A 16,111-nucleotide genomic window follows, 5' to 3' on the forward strand; every position below is an offset into this window, starting at 1 on the left:
TCGCCGGTGCGAGGCAGGGCTCGGCCTCGTTCAGGCGGTGGTGCCGGAGGGCCTGGACGGCGCGGACGGCCCGGACGGGGTGAGGCGGTAGAGGGCAGCACCGTGGGCGGGCAGGTCGGCGTGCAGCGCGTGGCCGTCGTGCGGGGTGTCGGTGCCGGTCCACAGTTCCCGGACACGGTCGTCGGGCCGGGCGCCGATGGAGCCGAGCGGGACGGTGACGCGCTCGGGGCGGTCGGCCAGGGAGAACACGGCGGCGTAGCGGGCATCCCCGTCGGTGTCGCGGGCGGTCCACAGGACGAGGTCGTTCTCGCGGAGGACCTCGCGGTTGTCGCCGCTGTGCCACAGGACGTCGAGGGCTTCGTCGTTGGTGAGCAGTTCGATCGTCTCGGGCGGGCTGGTGGGCAGGTCGCCGCCCATCATCAGCGGCGAGCGGGAGATCAGCCACAGCGTCAGCAGGCTGATCTGCTCGGGACGGCTCAGGGAGCTGACGCGGTCATCGCCCCTCTCGGCCCGGATGCCGATGCGGCCCAGAGGCAGCATGTCGGCGTCCGCCCAGCCGCCCGCGGCGGAGCCGCATGTCGACACCGTGCTCTGCCACGGAGCCCACCGGGCCATCCGGGCGAACTGGGCTTCCACGTCCTCCCACCGGTCCCACAGGTCGTCGCAGACCCGCCACATCGTGGCGGTCTCCCGCAGGTGGTCGAGGTGGGCGAGGGAGACGTCTGTTCCGGGAGACAGGCTCAGCTCGATGGGCCGGCCGCTGCGGGCGATGGCACGGGCGTACGCGGAGATCTCCCGCTCGTGGTAGGGGAAGAGCATGTCGTCGGCCTTGATGAAGTCGACGCCCCACCGGGCGAATTGGGCGACCTGCGCGTCGTAGTACGCCTGCGCGCCCGGATGGTCGTGGTTCAGGCCGTAGTTGTCGGAGTTCCAGGGGCAGACGGAGCCGGTGTCGGCGACCTCGTCGGCGGTCCAGTCGGTACCCGCCACGGGCAGGCGGGCGTCGACGGCACGGCGCGGGATGCCGCGCATGATGTGCAGGCCGAAACGCAGACCGAGTTGGTGCACGCGGTCGGCCAGTGGCCCGAACCCCGCGCCGTTCGCCGCCGAGGGGAACCGGTTCGGCGCCGGCAGCTGGCGGCCGTGGTCGTCCAGGACCAGCGGGGCGTCCGCGTTGTAGCCGTGCGCGCGGGCCGTGGGGTCGTACCACTGGATGTCCACGACCACGGTGTCCCAGCCGTGCGCGAGCATGTGGTCCCGCATGAAGGTCGCGTTGGCGAGGACCTCTTCCTCGGTGACGGTGGTGCCGTAGCAGTCCCAGCTGTTCCAGCCCATCGGCGGACGCAGGCGTCGCGCGGGAATCGGTCGTGCGGAGCGGGTCATGTCTGAACTATTCCTGACGTCGGTTCTCGTCACGAGGCGGGTGGCGGTGGGTCAGGCCGACGGAGCCTGGACGGTGAGGAACGAGTGGGGCGGCAGCGTCAGGGTCAAGCCCTGGTCGGTGACCTTCAGGCCGTCGAAGGGGCGCGGGCGGACCGCCGCAGGGGTGGCCGCGGTGTTGTGGGCCTGGAGCCCGTCGGCCGTGAGGATGCGGGCGGTCGCCTCACCGATGGAGCCGCCGCGCAGGTCTAGCGTCATCTCCGCGGGCTCCTCGGTGTCGAGGTTGGACAGCGAGATGAGGACCGATCCGTCCTTGACGCTGGCCGAAGCGGACAAGGTGTCCAGGTCGGCGTCTCCCACACGGCGGCGGGCGCCCTCCGTACGCAGGTGAACGGCGAGCGAGGCGGCGTCCTGGTGGCCCTTGTTCATCTCGAACACGTGGTACGTCGGGGTCAGGACCAGTGCGTCGCCGTCGGTGAGGACCATGGCCTGCAGGACGTTGACGGTCTGGGCGATGTTGGCCATGTACAGGCGCTCGGCGTGCCGGTGGAAGATGTCGAAGTGCGTGCTGGCCACGAGCGCGTCGCGCAGGGTGTTCTGCTGGTACAGGAAGCCGGGGTTGGTGCCGGGTTCGACGTCCCACCAGGTGCCCCACTCGTCCAGGACCAGGCCGACCGTGCGGCCGGGGTCGTAGCAGTCCATGACGGTGGAGTGGCCGGTGAGGATGCGGTCGATCTTCTGGGCGGAGGCCATCGTCCGGTAGTAGGCGTCCGTGTCGAAGTCGGTGGCGCTGCCCTTCGCCTCCCAGGACCCGGACACCGTGTAGTAGTGGACGGAGACGCCCTGGAAGAAGGTGCGCGGGGTGGCCTCGCAGCCGAAGCAGCTGATCTGCTGCATCAGCGTCTCGGTCCACTTGTAGTCGTCGTCGGAGGCGCCCGAGGCGATGCGGTAGAGCTTGTTGTCACCGTGGTCCCGGCAGTACGTCGCGTACTGCCGGGAAAGGTCGGCGGAGTACTCGGCGCGCATGTTGCCGCCGCAGCCCCAGGTCTCGTTGCCGATGCCCCAGAACTTCACGCGCCAGGGTTCCTCGCGGCCGTTGGCCTTGCGCAGTCGCACCATGGGGCTGTCGCCGTCGCGGGTCAGGTACTCGACCCACTCACTCATCTCCTGGACGGTGCCGCTGCCCACGTTGCCGCTGATGTACGGCTCGGCGCCGAGCAGTTCGCACAGGGCCATGAACTCGTGGGTGCCGAAGTGGTTGTTCTCCTCCACATTGCCCCAGTGGGTGTTGACCATCCGGGGGCGCTGGTCCCTGGGGCCGATGCCGTCCTTCCAGTGGTACTCGTCGGCGAAACAGCCGCCGGGCCAGCGCAGGTTGGGGATGTTCAGGGCGCGCAGGGCCCGCACGACGTCGAGCCGGATGCCGCCCTCGTTGGGGATCGGCGAGTCCTCCCCGACCCAGAAGCCGCCGTAGATGCAGCGACCGAGATGCTCGGCGAAGTGGCCGTAGAGGTGGCGGCTGATCTTCGGACCCTCGATGTCGAGGTTGATGACCGCGGTGGCGTTGGCCACGGAGTACTCCAGGGGTGGGGGTGGGGCGTGGTGAGCGTTTGTATCGATAAAAGTTCGCATCGGGTTGGGGACGTGTCAAGAGAGGTGCGGAGACATTTGGCGGTACGGGTTGCCACGGCGCCCAGTGCCGCATCAGACAACGTTCGCTCAGCTCTGCGGTGCGAAGTTGCCGCCGGCGTTCTTCGACTTCCCCGCTGAGTCGGTGTTCAGGCTCGTCGAGTCCGCTCAGGCCCGCTGGCGGGCCGTGAATGCACCCCACCTCGTCGCCCTCGTCCGCGTGGGAGCCCGCGTGGGAGCCCGCGTCCAACGTGGCATCCTCGCCGAACGAACCGAGGAGACAACCGCCGCCTGAGCTGCCCCAATCGATACCTCGGACCTTGGCCGATACTGTGCCGCCGTGACCAAGCCCGCGCAGCGCCCACTGCTCTTCCTGGACGTCGACGGAACGCTCCTGCCCTGCGGCGGAGCACAACTGCCGTCAACCCTCGAACAATGGGGCCAGTGGCAGCACCCGTCCAATCCACAACTGGCCAAGGTCGTTCCCGGACATGGCCCGCGGCTGCTGGCCTTGCCTTGCGACCTGATGTGGGCCACTGCGTGGATGCACGACGCCAACGAGGTGATAGCCCCACTGCTCGGCCTGCCAGAACTGCCCGTGGCCGACCTGCCGGACGCGCCTGACGAAGACGAGGCGGGCGTGCTGCACTGGAAGACGCGGACTCTGGTCGAGACCGCGGCCGGACGCCCCTTCGCCTGGGTCGACGACGAGATCAGCGACCTTGATCGCGCATGGGTGGCGGCACAGCACGAGGGACAGGCCCTGCTCCACCGCGTCGATTCCGCCATCGGCCTCACCGACACCGACCTCGCGGCGCTCGACGACTGGCTACGGGACGTATCCGGCGCCTCGGCTCGTCTCTAGGTCTTCGAGTCCGGCTTCCAGTCCTGGACGAGGAGCCCGAGCAGCACCTCGTCCAGGAACTCGCCCATCACCCAGGCCGAGGAGCGCAGCACGCCCTCGCGGACAAAGCCGTTGCGCTCGGCGGAGCGCAGCATCGCGGCGTTGTCCGACAGCGTCTCGATCTGCAGCCGCTGCAGGCCGCGCACGACGAAACCGTAGTGGCACAGCACCGCGACCACGTCGGTGCCGTAGCCCTTGCCTCGGGAGGACGGCAGCAGCCCCAGCCCGATGTGCGCGGACCGGTTGTGGTTGTCGATGTTCCACAGCACCGCGGTGCCTACCAGCGTGCCGCCGTCCAGCTCCACCACAGAAAACGGGACGTGCCGTTCCTCCTTGTCGTCCACCACGAGCCGCGAGTCCTTCGAGCCGGGCGTGATCGGCCGCCACGGCCGGCCATCGGCCCGCGAGGAGTTGACCACGTCGTCGTAGAGCTCGGCCTGCAGGATCGGAATGTCGTCCTCGTGCCGGGCCCTGAGCCCGACCTTGCTGCCCCTTAGCATGCAAGCTTCCTATCCGACCGGGCTGGCCGGCGGCAAACCAATAAGCGGTCGTCGCAGTTGGTGCAGCGGCGGTAGCAGATGAGGGCGCCGGCGGTGCCGACGAAGGCCAGGAAGTGCTCGGCTTTGCGCTCGTGGCGCCTGTACAGGCGGCGGCAGCCATCGCGCCGGGACATGGTGCGCTCGACCACCCGGCGGTGGCGGCCCAGGCGGCTTGACCTCCTGAGCTGGACGAAGCCCGAACGCGCATGATGGGGCCGTTGAGTCCAGCACACCCCCCACCCGCCAAGCGCCGGTCACCGTAGGTATGTTCACCCAGATTCGACGCCAGGGCGGGGCCCGGCCATGGGCCGAGTACCGGTCCCGATTTGATGGAGGCGCGGGCGCCGGGGTGGGTGGGCCCCGCGCCGGGAATGCTCTCCGGCATGGGAGACGGTGGTGGGGCGGACAGGCAGGGTTCGGGTCTGCGTGGAGCGGCCCGTCGTCCCGCTGGGGCGTGGATACAGGCCGTACGGGTAAGGCGCCGGCTTGCCCGCGGCTTCGACCAGTACCCCTTGCTGTCCCGTCGGCCGAGAGTGTTCCGGGAGCTCGCCCTCACGGTGTGGACGGCGCCCGAGGGCAGCCGTACCTCCCGTATCGCGCTGCGGGCGGCGCGGGAGGCGGCCGAGAACCCGCTCGCGCTGAGGGAGTTGCTGGCCGCGTTCTGCACCGAGGCCCTGGGCGGCGCTTTCGGCCGGGGCTTCGCCTTCCTCCGTCCCCGTCCCCTGCCGCCCCCGGTCACCGCGTTCCTCCTCGAACGGGTCGAGGACGCAAGGCAGGGGCCGAGCGGGCGGGTGTTCTCGTTCCTGGCCGCGCCCGAACTCCCGTTGCCCGGGCCCGCCAGCGGAACCCATCGCCGACTGGCCGAATGGCTCGTGCACGCCGCGATGGCCGAGGACGACACCGAACTCGCCGTCGGCCAGGCCTTCGGCCCGCTGTCGGACCCGCTCGCCCGGACCGATCAGCCCGACCTGCTGGCCGCCCTCTCCTCGGCGTTCTCCTCCGGCGTCCACGATGCCGCCCACTACGCGGGCAGAACGGACGAAGCCCGTGCGGTCAGGCCGTACCGGCTGTGGAGGGACACCGGCCCGACCCTGCTCACTCGCGTACTGACGGCCAATCCGCACCTGCCTGTACTGCCGCCGCCGTCCGACGGTGACCCACCCTGGTACACCCATGCCCCCGATGTCCTGCTGGCCCTGCTGAAGGGCAGGCACGACCTCGTCGGACCGGTCTTGCGCCGCCGGGGACCGCACGGCGTCGTGAGCTCGCTGAGCGACGGGCTGTCCCTGCCGGGTCCGTCCGAGTTCACCGAGGCATGCCGGCAGGCGCTGCGGCAGCTGGAGCACCCCGTGGCCCGCGACGACGTGTGCAGAAGGGCCCTGTACGGCCACGAGAAGATGCGCGCCGCCGCCGTCGACGCCGGTTACCTCCCCTCCGTCTTCGACGAGGAACACAGGGCGGTGTTCCTGTTCGCCACCGAGCAGTGGGAGCGCTACGACGCCGCTGATCCCGACGGCCGCTTCCTGACCGCCTTCTGCGCCTCGTACCCGGAGCGGAGCCTCAACCACGACTGCCTCAACGACGACTGGATGTACGCGCTGAGCAGAGGCATCCGCTCGGCGGTACTCAGCTCCGGCCGTCCCGACCCCATGCCCAAGCCTCCCAAGTCTGCCGAGACACCTTCGTCCCCGACTCGCCACCACGGCCCCGTCGGCAGCTGGCCCACCAGCTTCACGAACGGCTTCGGCTTCGGCACCCACTGACCAGGGCGCCCGTTGGGGCTGTCATCCCCGGTCGGCGGTCAGGATGCGGTGTGCGGCGAGGTGGCCCGAATGGACGGCCGCCTCGCTGTTGGGGCGCAGCATCACCCAGTCGCCGGCGTACTCGACGCGTCGGACGGGACGGTCGAGGAACGCACGCCGCAAGCGCAGCGCGGCCGGTGTCGCCTCGGGCAGGCCATGGGGCCAGCGCACCACGAGCGTGGCACGCGTGGCTTGCGCGAGCCCCGGCAGGTAGCGCTCGGCGCGCCGGCGGAGCGTGGCCACGATCTCGTCGTCGGACCGCTCCAGCAGGGCCCGCGAGGAGTACGGGGAGGCGAACAGGCTGACGAGGCCACAGCCTGTCGGCACCCGGTCGGCAGCCTTGATGTGGTCGAGGATGGCGCCGGCGAAGACCCGGTCGTCCGCGGCGGAGACCTCCAGCGCGTAGGACGGCCGGCGCGTCGGACTCGGCAGCGGGCGGTCCAGCAGGCACACCACCTTCAGCATCGGGCAGTAGGTGCTCTCCGCGAGGTAGGGGCGCTCGTCGTCCGGCAGGGCGGTGTGCAGCGTGAGCGCCACGGGTGCCGGCACCGCCAGGACGACACGCCGGGCCGACACGGTCGTGCCGTCCGCCAGGTCCAGGCGTACGGCGGCGTCCCCCGGCTTGACGGTCACGACGGACGTACCCGTGACCACGTCGAGCCGCTCGGCCAGCGCCCGGGCGAGCGTGTCCATGCCGCCGCGGTACGCCACCCAGCGGGCCCCCGCGCCGCCCACGGCGCGCAGGAGCGCCGCCATGGGCCCGATCGCCGAGTGCTCCGGCTGCCAGCCGAAGAGGCCGCCGGCCAGCGGCTGCAGCAGGTAGTCGTACAGGTCGCGGTGGTAGCGGCGAGCGTAGGCGGCGATGGTCGCGTCGCCCAGAGGCGTGGCCTCGGGGTGGTCCTGGTCGAAACGGCTTCCGCGGGCCATGATCGCTCCGGTGAACCGCAGCCACGCGAGACGGCCCCGCCATGACAGGCCCGCACCGGTGATGAACCCGGCCGGATGGCCGAAGTTGGCGTGGGCGCGGCCGTCACGCCAGATCGCGATCCGGCCGCCGACGGGGACGACGGCGTCCTGGGCAGCCCCCATCGTCCGCAGCAACTCCCAGGTGGAGTCGTAGCCTCGCGTGGCGATCTGTTCCGCGCCCTCGTCGATGACGTAGCCGTCGTGGTGGCGGCTGGCCATGCGTCCGCCGACCCGGTCGGCCGCCTCGAATACCCGTACCGATCTGCCGGCCTCGGTCAGCACGTGGGCACTGGTCAAGCCGGAGATGCCGGCTCCCACGACGGCGACGTCCACATCTGTCTCGGTCATCGGCTGGGTGTCCCTCACGGTGTCGACGGTTCTCAGTGACGGTGACGTGATGTCAGGTCCAGTGGCCGGTGCCGTACGGCGATGCTCCGCCGAGCAGTCGGTCGCGCAGTTCCTGTCGCCGGACCTTGCCCGTCGCGGTGAGCGGAAGCTGATCCGCGGTCAGGAACACCGGTTCGTCCAGTGGTGGCAGGTCGGCCACGGCCCGGTGCCACGCGGCGCTGTCCAGCGGCCGGCCGCCGTGCGTCACGAGCACCGGCAGCGGCAGCCCGTTCGCCTGACCGAGCACCACCGCCTCCATGACCTCCGGGAGCCGATCGTGGAGTACGTCCTCGATCTCGACGCAGCTGCCGCCGGGCACCGTGTCCACCTCGCGGTCGAGCAGTACCAGCCGGCCCGAGCGCGTCCTGACGCCGAGGTCTCCCGTGGCGAACCAGCCACCGGCCAGCTTGGCCCGCAACCGCTCCGGCTCCCCGACGTAACCGGCGCACAACGCCGCAGTCCGGGCCAGCACCAGGCCGGGGCGCCCCCGTGGGACGGGACGCAGCGTCTGCGGATCGACGACCCGCAGCCTGGCCTTCCCGGGGACCGGCCGCCCGAGGTCACGGGTGGTGGGGTGGCGCTCACCGGTCGCGCGTACGGACTTTCTGGTGAGGCAGCGGAAGGTGAGCGGCCCGGTCTCCGACTGCCCCCACACCTGTACCCACAGCGGCCGGCGACGTCGTGAGGCGGCGAGGAACGTCCGTACCGCGGGCGGGTGGATCGCGTCGAAGGTGTTGACGTACAGCCGTACGTTCCGGAACGGGTTGTCCGGCGAGGACGCGAGGGGCTGCCAGCGTACGAAGGCGGAAGGCACCGCCTCCAGCGTGGTCGGCGGATGGGCGCGCAGCACGGGTTCGGCTCGCCGCGGGTCGAAGCTGTCCAGGATCACCACTTCGCGCGGGGCGAGCCACAACACGCTGAGCGTCCAGGCGAGTCCGCGCCCATGGGCGTACGAGGTCGCCTGCGCGACGGTGTCGTCGCGGCGGCTGGAGACGACCGGCATGCGCCGGGCCTCGGCGGCGACGATCCGGTGGATCAATGTCGTGGTCGAGTGGACGACCAGCTTCGGGATCCCCGTGGTGCCCGAGGTGTGCATGATGGCCAAGGGCGCGTCCTCGGCGGTTCGGCGGGGCGGCGGTGGCCGGTGGCCGCGCACGTCCGCCACCGGGACGGCACCCGGTGCGGGGCCGTCGAGGGTCAACGTACGGCGGACGCATGCCGTCAGGTCGGTTCCCGCCTCGTGGGCGGCCCTCAGGGTGGCCGCGGTGGTGACCAGAGCCGTGGCGTCGAGGCGTTTGAGCAGGACCTGGAGCGTCTCGGGCGGCAGGCGGTCGGAGATCAGCGCCGGCAGCGCGCCGATACGGGCGGCGGCGCAGGCGAGCAGGACGTAGTCCCAGTGGTTGGGCTTGATCACGGCGACGCGTTCGCCCGGCCCGACGCCCAGTGCGGCGAGCCGACCCGCGGTCTCGGCCACCAGGGCGGCGAGGCCTTCGCTGTCGTACGCGGTGCGGTCGTCGTCCGCGAGGTCCAGCGGCCGGCTCAGGTGGACCGTCGTTCGGGTGCCGTGGTCGGCCAGGACGTCGAAGAACGGTCCGGGGGAGGGGAGGTTCATACGCATTCCTTGTTCCGACACGGACGGCGGCGGACGACGACGGCGGACGACCGCGGACGATGGGACCGGCGGATCGCTCGGGCAGGGGCTGGCGGGCGACAGGCGCCACAGGTCCGAGGGAGTCACGCCGTACCGGCCCCCAGCAGATTGGCCGTCACCAGCGCGACGACCAGGAGCCGGTGAGCCCGGATACCGGTCAGCCGGGCGCGCAGTACGTCGCCGCGCACCATGCCGACGGTGAACTGCACGGCGCGGGTCACCGTCACCGGGAGCAGCACGAGCGGGAACCACCACGGAGCGATCCCCAGCGGCGCCGCGGCGACGATCACGGCGGTCTCCAGCAAACAGAGCGCGCCGACGAACACGGTGTTGCCGCGGGAGGAGAGGACACAGGCGGCGGTCGGCCGGCGCACCGCCCGGTCACCGGCGATGTCATGGGTGTTGGAGTAGACGCCGAAGAGCAGCGGGCCCAGACCGAACAGGAACGCCTCCACCACGGCGAGGCCGGTGATCCGCCCGGTGAGCAGACCGTAGGACGGCAGCACGAAGGCCCAGCCGACCGCGGCGAGGAACACCTCCTGGAATCCGCGGTAGCTCAGCCGCAGGCCCCACGAGTACTGCGGGATCACGACAGCGGCAGCCGCCAGCCCGAGCACCGCCCAGGCCGGCCGCCAGGGCGCGGTGCACACGGCCGTCGCCCAGCACAGGGCACCGGCGACGAGTGCTCCCCGGGCGAAGCGGACCGCGTTCGACTCGTGGAGCGTTCCGGCCAGCAACGGCTTACGGGCCAGCTTGCGCGCCGGCGCGTCGGGGCCGTAGTTGGTGGCGTCGCTGCCGTCCCGGTAGCCGGTGACATCGTCGAAGGCGACCGCCGCGGCGACGAGGCACATCTGGCCGAGCAGCAGCGCGGCCAGCGTCGCCGACACCGGCCCGTTGAGCGGTTGTTCCGGGAGCAGTGACCAGACGACGACCAGGCTGAGGTAGTAGTCGATCATGCCGGCCTTCGCCAGCCGGAGGTATGCGCGCAGGCGCGCCCCCGTCGACCGGCCGGAAGGGAGACCGGACGGGACCCTCGTGGGCCCCACGGTGGAGGAGTGGGTCATCGTGCCCCTCCCGAGTGGTCGAGAACGTCGACCGCCGAGCGGCTCGCGGGCGTACGGTGCTGCGTTCCCTGTGCTCGGGCGCGGGCCAGCGCGCCCAACTCGGCGTTGGTCAGGGGCGGTTGACCGGCGGGTGGCGCGGCGGGACCTCGTGCGGCGGTGAGCAGCATGGCCGGTCTGAGCAGCTGCGCGGGCGGCACCGTCAGGGCGTAGACCCCGATCACCTCGCGCTGGACGAGGGGATCGTGGTCCGCGATCGCGCCGAGCCGGTCCAGATAGCGGTCCCGCAGTCGGCTCGTCCGCGGCCCTCGCGCCCCGCGTGTCAGCGGGTTGCGCTGATCCACCCCGGCCGCGATCTGCCAGGCGGTGTCCGCGGCCCTCGTCACCGCGCGCTGGGCTTCGCGTGCCGTGTGGCCCCCGGCGTTCGTCGCGTACGCGTCGCGCAGGGCCAGAGCGCCCAGCGCGGCGACCGAGACGCCCTGCCCGTAGACCGGGTTGAAGGTGCAGGCCGCGTCCCCGAGGACGACGAAGCCCTCCGGCAGGCGGCGCATGCGGTTGTAGTGACGGCGGCGGTTGGCGGTACGGCGGAATCCCCGTACGGGCCCCGCCGGTTCGGCGAGGGCCAGCAGCTCCGCGATGAGCGGGTGCGGAAGCCTGCGGGCGAAGTCGAGATAACCGTCGGCGCCGGACGACGGTGTCGCGCCCCGGGTGCCGAACAGGGTGACCAGCCACCGGTCGTCCTCCACCGGCACCAGAAGACCGCCCCGGCTCACCTTGCGCATGTCGAGCTGCATGTACACGGCCGGGAACCGTGCGGCGAGTGCCGCGGGCACGTGGTAGGGGCGCGTCGTGTAGGCGACGCCGCTGTCGACGACGGTCTCGGGCACGGCCAGACCGAACCGGGCGAGCCAGCGCGGCGCGGCGGAGCCGTGGCCGGAGGCGTCCACGACGACATTCGCGTCGAGGGACGTGAGGGTGCCGTCGGCGCGGTGACGGTACACGACGCCGGTGACCCGGCTCGCGTCGCCGAGCAGACTGATGACGTCGGTGCCGGACAGCAGTGTCGTACGGGCGCCTGCGACGAGGCGCTGGCGCAGTACCCATTCGATCAGGCCCCGGGTACAGGTGAGGAGAGATTCCCAGGGGCCGTGCCGGGCCATCCAGCCGAACGGGCTGCGCACCACGATGCTGCTGGGCAGGCCGACTTGGGGAGCGCCGGCGTCGGACAGGGCGGCCAGCGTTCCGGGGGCCAGTGACTCGATCGCGGTGGCGCCGCGCGGCAGCAGGACATGCGCGTGATGACCCTGCGGGGCGCCGGGCCTCGGCGCCGGCCCGTCCGGCAGGTGGTCACGGTCGATCACGGTGACCCGGTCGACGACCTCGGCCAGTGCGAGTGCGGCCAGCAGCCCGGCCACACCCCCGCCGATCACCACGCCGTGCTTGCGGTCGCAGTCGCCCATCAGCGCACTCCCTCTGGGGTCGGCCGGGCGGGCGGTGCGGGTGTCTCCCGCTCGCTTCCGCTTCCGCTTCCGGAGCTGGTGCTGGTGTTGGTGCCGGTGCGGGTACTGGCGCCGGTGCCGGTGAGCGTGCGGTCGGCCGCGAGCCGGGTCAGGGTCTTCCGGCAGACCTTGCCGGTCGGGCCGAGCGGCAGCTGATCCAGCGTCAGCACATGGTCGGGCAGTTTGCGGCGTTCCAGCCCCCGCTCACCCTCGAGGTAGGTCCGGAGCGCGACGAGGGTGGGCGGCTTCGAGCCGGGGCGTGTGGCCAGGCAGGCGCACAACCGCTCGCCCAGATCCGGATCGGGCACCGGGACGCACGCCACGTCCGCGATCGCCGGGTGCCCGCCGAGATGACGCTCGACCTCGGCCGGACTGATCGTGTGTCCGCCGCGGATGACGGTGTGCCGGAGCCGATCGAGCACCCACAGCTCCCCGTTGTCGTCGATCAACCCGCGATCCCCTGTTCTCACCCAGCCGTCGTGGGTGCGGTGGGCGGCGTCGAGGTCCGGCGCCGCGAGGTAGCACAGCGGGGTCATCGGGCCGCGTGCCTGGATCTCGCCGGCCTCGCCGGGCGGCAGCCCGCGCCCTAGCGGCCCGACGACCCGGATCTCGGCCACGGCGGGATCCGGCCGCCCGACGCGGCGCACGTCGTCCGCCGGACGGGCCCAGACGGTGTGGCAGTTGACTCCGTCGGACGATCCGTAGACGTTCACCAGCGGGCAGCCGAACCTGGCGAGGGCGGCGCGCAGGGTGCCCGGCTGCAGAGGGGCGGCACTGGAGACGACGGCCCGTACGGAGGAGAGGTCCTCGCCCGTGGCCCGCGGCGCGTCGGCGATGCGGCGCAGCATGGTGGGGACCGCGAAGACATGGCTCGGGCGGTGTCGCGTCACCGCTTCGAGCACCGCGGCGGGCTCGAAGCCGGGCATGAGCACCAGCGTCCCCCCGAGCCGTACGAGGACCACCAGACCGAGCGAGCCGTACGAGGACATGAGCGGCACCAGGACCAGGCAGCGCAGCGCGTCGCCGCCGATCCCCAGCGCCCTGAGGTAGTTGCCGCGGCCGCCGGCCAGGGCGTTGTGCGAGTAGACGACCATCTTGGGCGCGGTCTCGGAACCGGAGGAGACCAGGATGCGGGCGGGGGCTTCGGGGTGCACGGCCGCCGGTTCCGGGGTACGGGCCGTCGCCGGACCGTCGAGCCAGGGTTCGAGCGGAACACATCCGGGAGCGGGCGCACCGAAGGCGAACACGAACCGCAGGTCCGGCAGGTCCGGCCGCAGCCCGGCCAGGGTCCGTGCGAGCCGTCCGTCCTGCCACCCGGCCGTGGTGATCACGGCACTGGCCCGCGAACCGCCCAGCAGGGCAAGGGAGTCCTGGGTGCCCCGCCCGACGGGATAGGGCAGCGCCACGGCACCGATCGCGGCCAGGGCGAGGTCCGTGGCGAGGGCCCGCCAGCCGTTGGGCAGTTGTACGCCGACCACGTCGCCCGCGCCGATGCCGGAAGCCGTGAGCGCCGTGGCGATCCGCTGGGCGCGCTCGTCGAGCGTCGCGTAGTCGAGTTCCCCTTCGGGGTCGATGACCGCGGGCCGTCCGGGGTGCTTCCGTACCTGTGCGCGGAAGAGCGTGGTGAGGTCCTGGTCGGGCACGAGCCCTTGCCGGGCGAATCGACGGCGCAGCTGTGCCGGTACCCGGTCGGGCACCACGATGCCGTTGGCCGAGCTCCATGCCGCCGTCATGCCGAGAACTCCCAGGGGCTGTCGGGCAGCGCGCACTCGGCCCGCGTCAGCGCGGTGGCGAACCGCGGGTCGGCGATCAGCTCGGTGAGATCGGTGCACAGAGCGGCCGCGTGTGGCGCGTCCGCTGTCGCCCTGCCGTGCCTGGTCAGCACGGTCGCCGCGGACAGCAGCGACGTGTCCACGCGCCGGCCGCGTCCGGTGGTGCTGCGCGCCACCAGCGCGGCGAGCACCCCTTCGGCGCAGACCAGGCCACCGAGCACGTCCAGCAGCGTCATCAGCGAGGGCGTCGGTGGCTCGCCCGGACGCGCGGTGAGTTCGGCCAACCCGCTGCCGGCCTGCACCAGGTAATCGGTGCCCAGCGGCGGGGTGGGGCCGAACGCCTCTCCCCAGCCGGACGCCCACGCGTACACGAGGCCGGGCCGGACCGCGGCCAGGTCCCCGGCGTCGAGTTCCCAGGCGGCCGCCTTGCCGGGAGCCCAGTTGTGCAGGAAGACATCGGCGCCGGCGGCGAGTTCACGCAGGACCGAGCGGCCGCCGGGGGTGTGCAGGTCCGCCTCGACGACCTCCTTGTCCCGGTTGAGCGCGAGGAACCGGGCGGAGCAGCCACCGGCCAGGGGAGGCACGCCGCGAGCCGGATCTCCGCCCGGCGGTTCGACCCGGATCACTCGCGCGCCGAGCAGGGCGAGCACGTGCCCGGCCAGCGGCCCCTGCACCCGCCGGGTGGACTCCACTACGACGAGACCGTCGAGCGGGCGTCGGGTCGTGGGCGTCGGCCCGCCCGGTGCCGCCGGGTGCGCCGCGTGCCTGTCCGCGGGCAGCTCTGTGATGGTCCAGGGGGCGGCGGACGCGAGAGCGTCCGCCGCGTCGAGGCCGCGGACGCGCACCACGCTGACACCCACCTCGGCGGCCGCCGCGACGATCGCGGCATACGGACGCGCCGCGACGCCGCGGCGCAGCTCATCGGGGAGCGGGCAGACGGCGGCGGCATAGCGGTACTGGAACGGCCGCCAGCCGCGGGAGATCGCACGGTGAGGGACGCCCAGCGCGCGCCAGAACCGTTGCCAGGCCTCCGCGTCGAGCGTCTCGATCTCGAAGGTGACGTCGTCGGCGCTGGTGAACGGCGGTGCGGTCCGCGCATCGGGCGGGCCGGCGGGCAACGGAACGGCAGGGGTGGGCTCATCGTCGGGCCCGTCGGTCCCGCTTGTTCCGCCGGTGCCGCCGACCGCCCCGGCCGCTGCCAGGTACTGACTCATGACGAGGAGCGCGCCCTGTGCGACGGAGGTGCGGACCTGGCGGATCCGGACTCCCCGGGTGGCGGCATGGAGCGCGGCGAGCACGCCGTGCACGGCCAGCACACCGGTGACCGCGGACGCGTAGTCGAAGGGGAGCAGCGTGGGCCGTCCGTACCTGCGGCCGTGCACCTGGGCGATGCCGCAGGCGGCCTGGACCTCCGCCTCGGCCGCCAGAGGCAGCGCCACCGGTCCCGCCCAGTCGACGGCACAGGTGATCTCGGCTCGGCCTCGCCCCGTACCGGCGGTGGTGACGATCGTCGCGGCGTCGCCGGGGTCGGTGCCGGTGCTCAGCGACTGATCGGCCGGCGCACAGCCGAGAAGCGTCAGATGCTCGGCCGCCACCGCCAGCGAGGTCGACGCGCCGAAGGAAGCCGCCGAAACGCCGCCGAGTGGCGGGCTCGACGTCTGCCCCCGCTGCCCCCGGTCGCGTACGTACTCCCCGACCGTCATCGTGGCCGCCGCCCCTGGACGGAGTAGATCGCGCAGGAGCTGGCCCGGAAGTCGGGGTGGCGCATGACCTCACGGACGTCGGCGAGTTCGGCGTCGGTCAGGCCGGCGGCGATGAACCGGTCCCGTAGATGGTGGGTGTGGTGGATGAGCAGGTCGACGCCGGGTGACCCGGCGCGCCAGGGCACCAGGTACGGCACCGGGTCGATGTCGGCCAGACCGGCGGCCCGCATGGCCGCGGCCGCGTGTCGCCCCCAGCTCCCGTCGGCACCCGCGTCCGCGAACATACGCGCCTTGGCCGCCAGAAACCGCTCGTAGAGCTCGGCGGCACCGCGACTCGGGGCCAGCAGAACCGGGCCGTAGTCGATGTCGAACTCGTCGAGCTGCAGGAGGCCTCCCGGCCGCAGTGCCCTCACCAACTTGGCTAGTACGGCCTCCCGTTCGGGCAGGTGCAGCAGTACCAGCCGGGCGTGGACGAGGTCGAAGGCTTCCTCGGGCAGCGGGTCGCGCACCACGTCATGACGCAGTACGCGCAGGCCCGGCCGCGCCCGCAGATGGTCGGGGTTGATGTCGGTGGCCACCACCTCGCCGGCGGGGGCCACACGGTCGGCGAGCCAGCGCGCGACGCTTCCGCCGCCGGCGCCCACCTCGAGGCAGTTCCAGCCGGCACGTACGCCGGTGGCGGCCAGCCGCGAGGTGGTGATCGGGTCGAGGGAGGCGGCGAGGCAGCGGTGCTGTTCGACCGCCTGTGTGTTGGCGTTGTCGAAGACGTATCCCTCGTGCCCTTCGCGTGCTTCTTGCAAGGGGAGCTGCACCGATGC

General features: G+C 72.3%; 12 protein-coding genes and 1 pseudogene. 2 read left to right on the forward strand and 11 right to left on the reverse strand.

The features are described from left to right. Positions 1-30: 30 nt before the first annotated feature. Together FE633_RS03760 and FE633_RS03765 are read right to left on the reverse strand one after the other, a co-directional pair. The gene (locus tag FE633_RS03760; protein WP_246113393.1) at positions 31-1,383 is read right to left on the reverse strand and encodes a glycoside hydrolase family 27 protein; all 1,353 of its coding nucleotides are present in this window, start codon (positions 1,381-1,383) and stop codon (positions 31-33) included. 51 nt (positions 1,384-1,434) lie between these two features. Continuing rightward, positions 1,435-2,952: an alpha-N-arabinofuranosidase gene (locus FE633_RS03765; RefSeq protein ID WP_138043612.1), complete on the reverse strand. Its 1,518-nt coding sequence runs from the start codon at positions 2,950-2,952 to the stop codon at positions 1,435-1,437. 397 nt (positions 2,953-3,349) lie between these two features. Between FE633_RS03765 and FE633_RS03775 the strand changes: the two genes are divergently transcribed. Next, on the forward strand, positions 3,350-3,874 hold the full coding sequence (locus FE633_RS03775; protein ID WP_138043613.1) for an HAD domain-containing protein: 525 nt from the start codon (positions 3,350-3,352) through the stop codon (positions 3,872-3,874). On the opposite strand, the gene FE633_RS03780 is transcribed toward FE633_RS03775, so the two are convergent. Further along, the gene (locus FE633_RS03780) at positions 3,871-4,413 is read right to left on the reverse strand and encodes a GNAT family N-acetyltransferase (RefSeq protein WP_138043614.1); all 543 of its coding nucleotides are present in this window, start codon (positions 4,411-4,413) and stop codon (positions 3,871-3,873) included. The genes FE633_RS03775 and FE633_RS03780 overlap by 4 nt on opposite strands. Positions 4,414-4,469: 56 nt before the next feature. Further along, a pseudogene (locus tag FE633_RS03785) lies at positions 4,470-4,628 on the reverse strand (IS5/IS1182 family transposase); the annotation flags it as partial. A 207-nt stretch (positions 4,629-4,835) separates the two neighbouring features. On the opposite strand from FE633_RS03785, the gene FE633_RS03790 reads away from it, so the two are divergent. Continuing rightward, positions 4,836-6,215: a hypothetical protein gene (locus FE633_RS03790; protein ID WP_138043615.1), complete on the forward strand. Its 1,380-nt coding sequence runs from the start codon at positions 4,836-4,838 to the stop codon at positions 6,213-6,215. A 21-nt stretch (positions 6,216-6,236) separates the two neighbouring features. Here FE633_RS03790 and FE633_RS03795 read toward each other — a convergent pair whose 3' ends face one another. The 7 genes from FE633_RS03795 to FE633_RS03825 all read right to left on the reverse strand — a co-directional run bounded on the left by FE633_RS03795 (position 6,237) and on the right by FE633_RS03825 (position 16,105). Continuing rightward, positions 6,237-7,568 (reverse strand): protoporphyrinogen/coproporphyrinogen oxidase, encoded by a 1,332-nt coding sequence (locus FE633_RS03795; RefSeq protein WP_138043616.1) that lies wholly within the window; start codon positions 7,566-7,568, stop codon positions 6,237-6,239. 52 nt (positions 7,569-7,620) lie between these two features. Beyond that, positions 7,621-9,219 (reverse strand): class I adenylate-forming enzyme family protein, encoded by a 1,599-nt coding sequence (locus FE633_RS03800; protein ID WP_138043617.1) that lies wholly within the window; start codon positions 9,217-9,219, stop codon positions 7,621-7,623. Positions 9,220-9,341: 122 nt separating this feature from the next. Then, on the reverse strand, positions 9,342-10,322 hold the full coding sequence (locus tag FE633_RS03805) for a UbiA family prenyltransferase (protein ID WP_138043618.1): 981 nt from the start codon (positions 10,320-10,322) through the stop codon (positions 9,342-9,344). Next, positions 10,319-11,779, reverse strand: a complete 1,461-nt coding sequence (locus FE633_RS03810) for an FAD-dependent oxidoreductase (protein ID WP_138043619.1) — start codon at positions 11,777-11,779, stop codon at positions 10,319-10,321. The genes FE633_RS03805 and FE633_RS03810 overlap by 4 nt, the downstream gene beginning before the upstream one ends. Further along, a complete protein-coding gene (locus FE633_RS03815) occupies positions 11,779-13,551 on the reverse strand; it encodes a class I adenylate-forming enzyme family protein (RefSeq protein WP_138043620.1) in 1,773 nt (590 codons plus the stop codon). Before FE633_RS03815 ends, FE633_RS03810 begins: the two co-directional genes overlap by 1 nt. After that, positions 13,548-15,293 (reverse strand): CoA transferase, encoded by a 1,746-nt coding sequence (locus tag FE633_RS03820; protein WP_138043621.1) that lies wholly within the window; start codon positions 15,291-15,293, stop codon positions 13,548-13,550. The genes FE633_RS03815 and FE633_RS03820 overlap by 4 nt, the downstream gene beginning before the upstream one ends. Next, positions 15,290-16,105, reverse strand: a complete 816-nt coding sequence (locus FE633_RS03825) for a class I SAM-dependent methyltransferase (protein WP_246113394.1) — start codon at positions 16,103-16,105, stop codon at positions 15,290-15,292. The genes FE633_RS03820 and FE633_RS03825 overlap by 4 nt, the downstream gene beginning before the upstream one ends. Positions 16,106-16,111: the final 6 nt, after the last annotated feature.

It is taken from the genome of Streptomyces montanus (assembly GCF_005786655.1).
GTDB classification, from domain to species: Bacteria; Actinomycetota; Actinomycetes; order Streptomycetales; family Streptomycetaceae; genus Streptomyces; species Streptomyces sporangiiformans.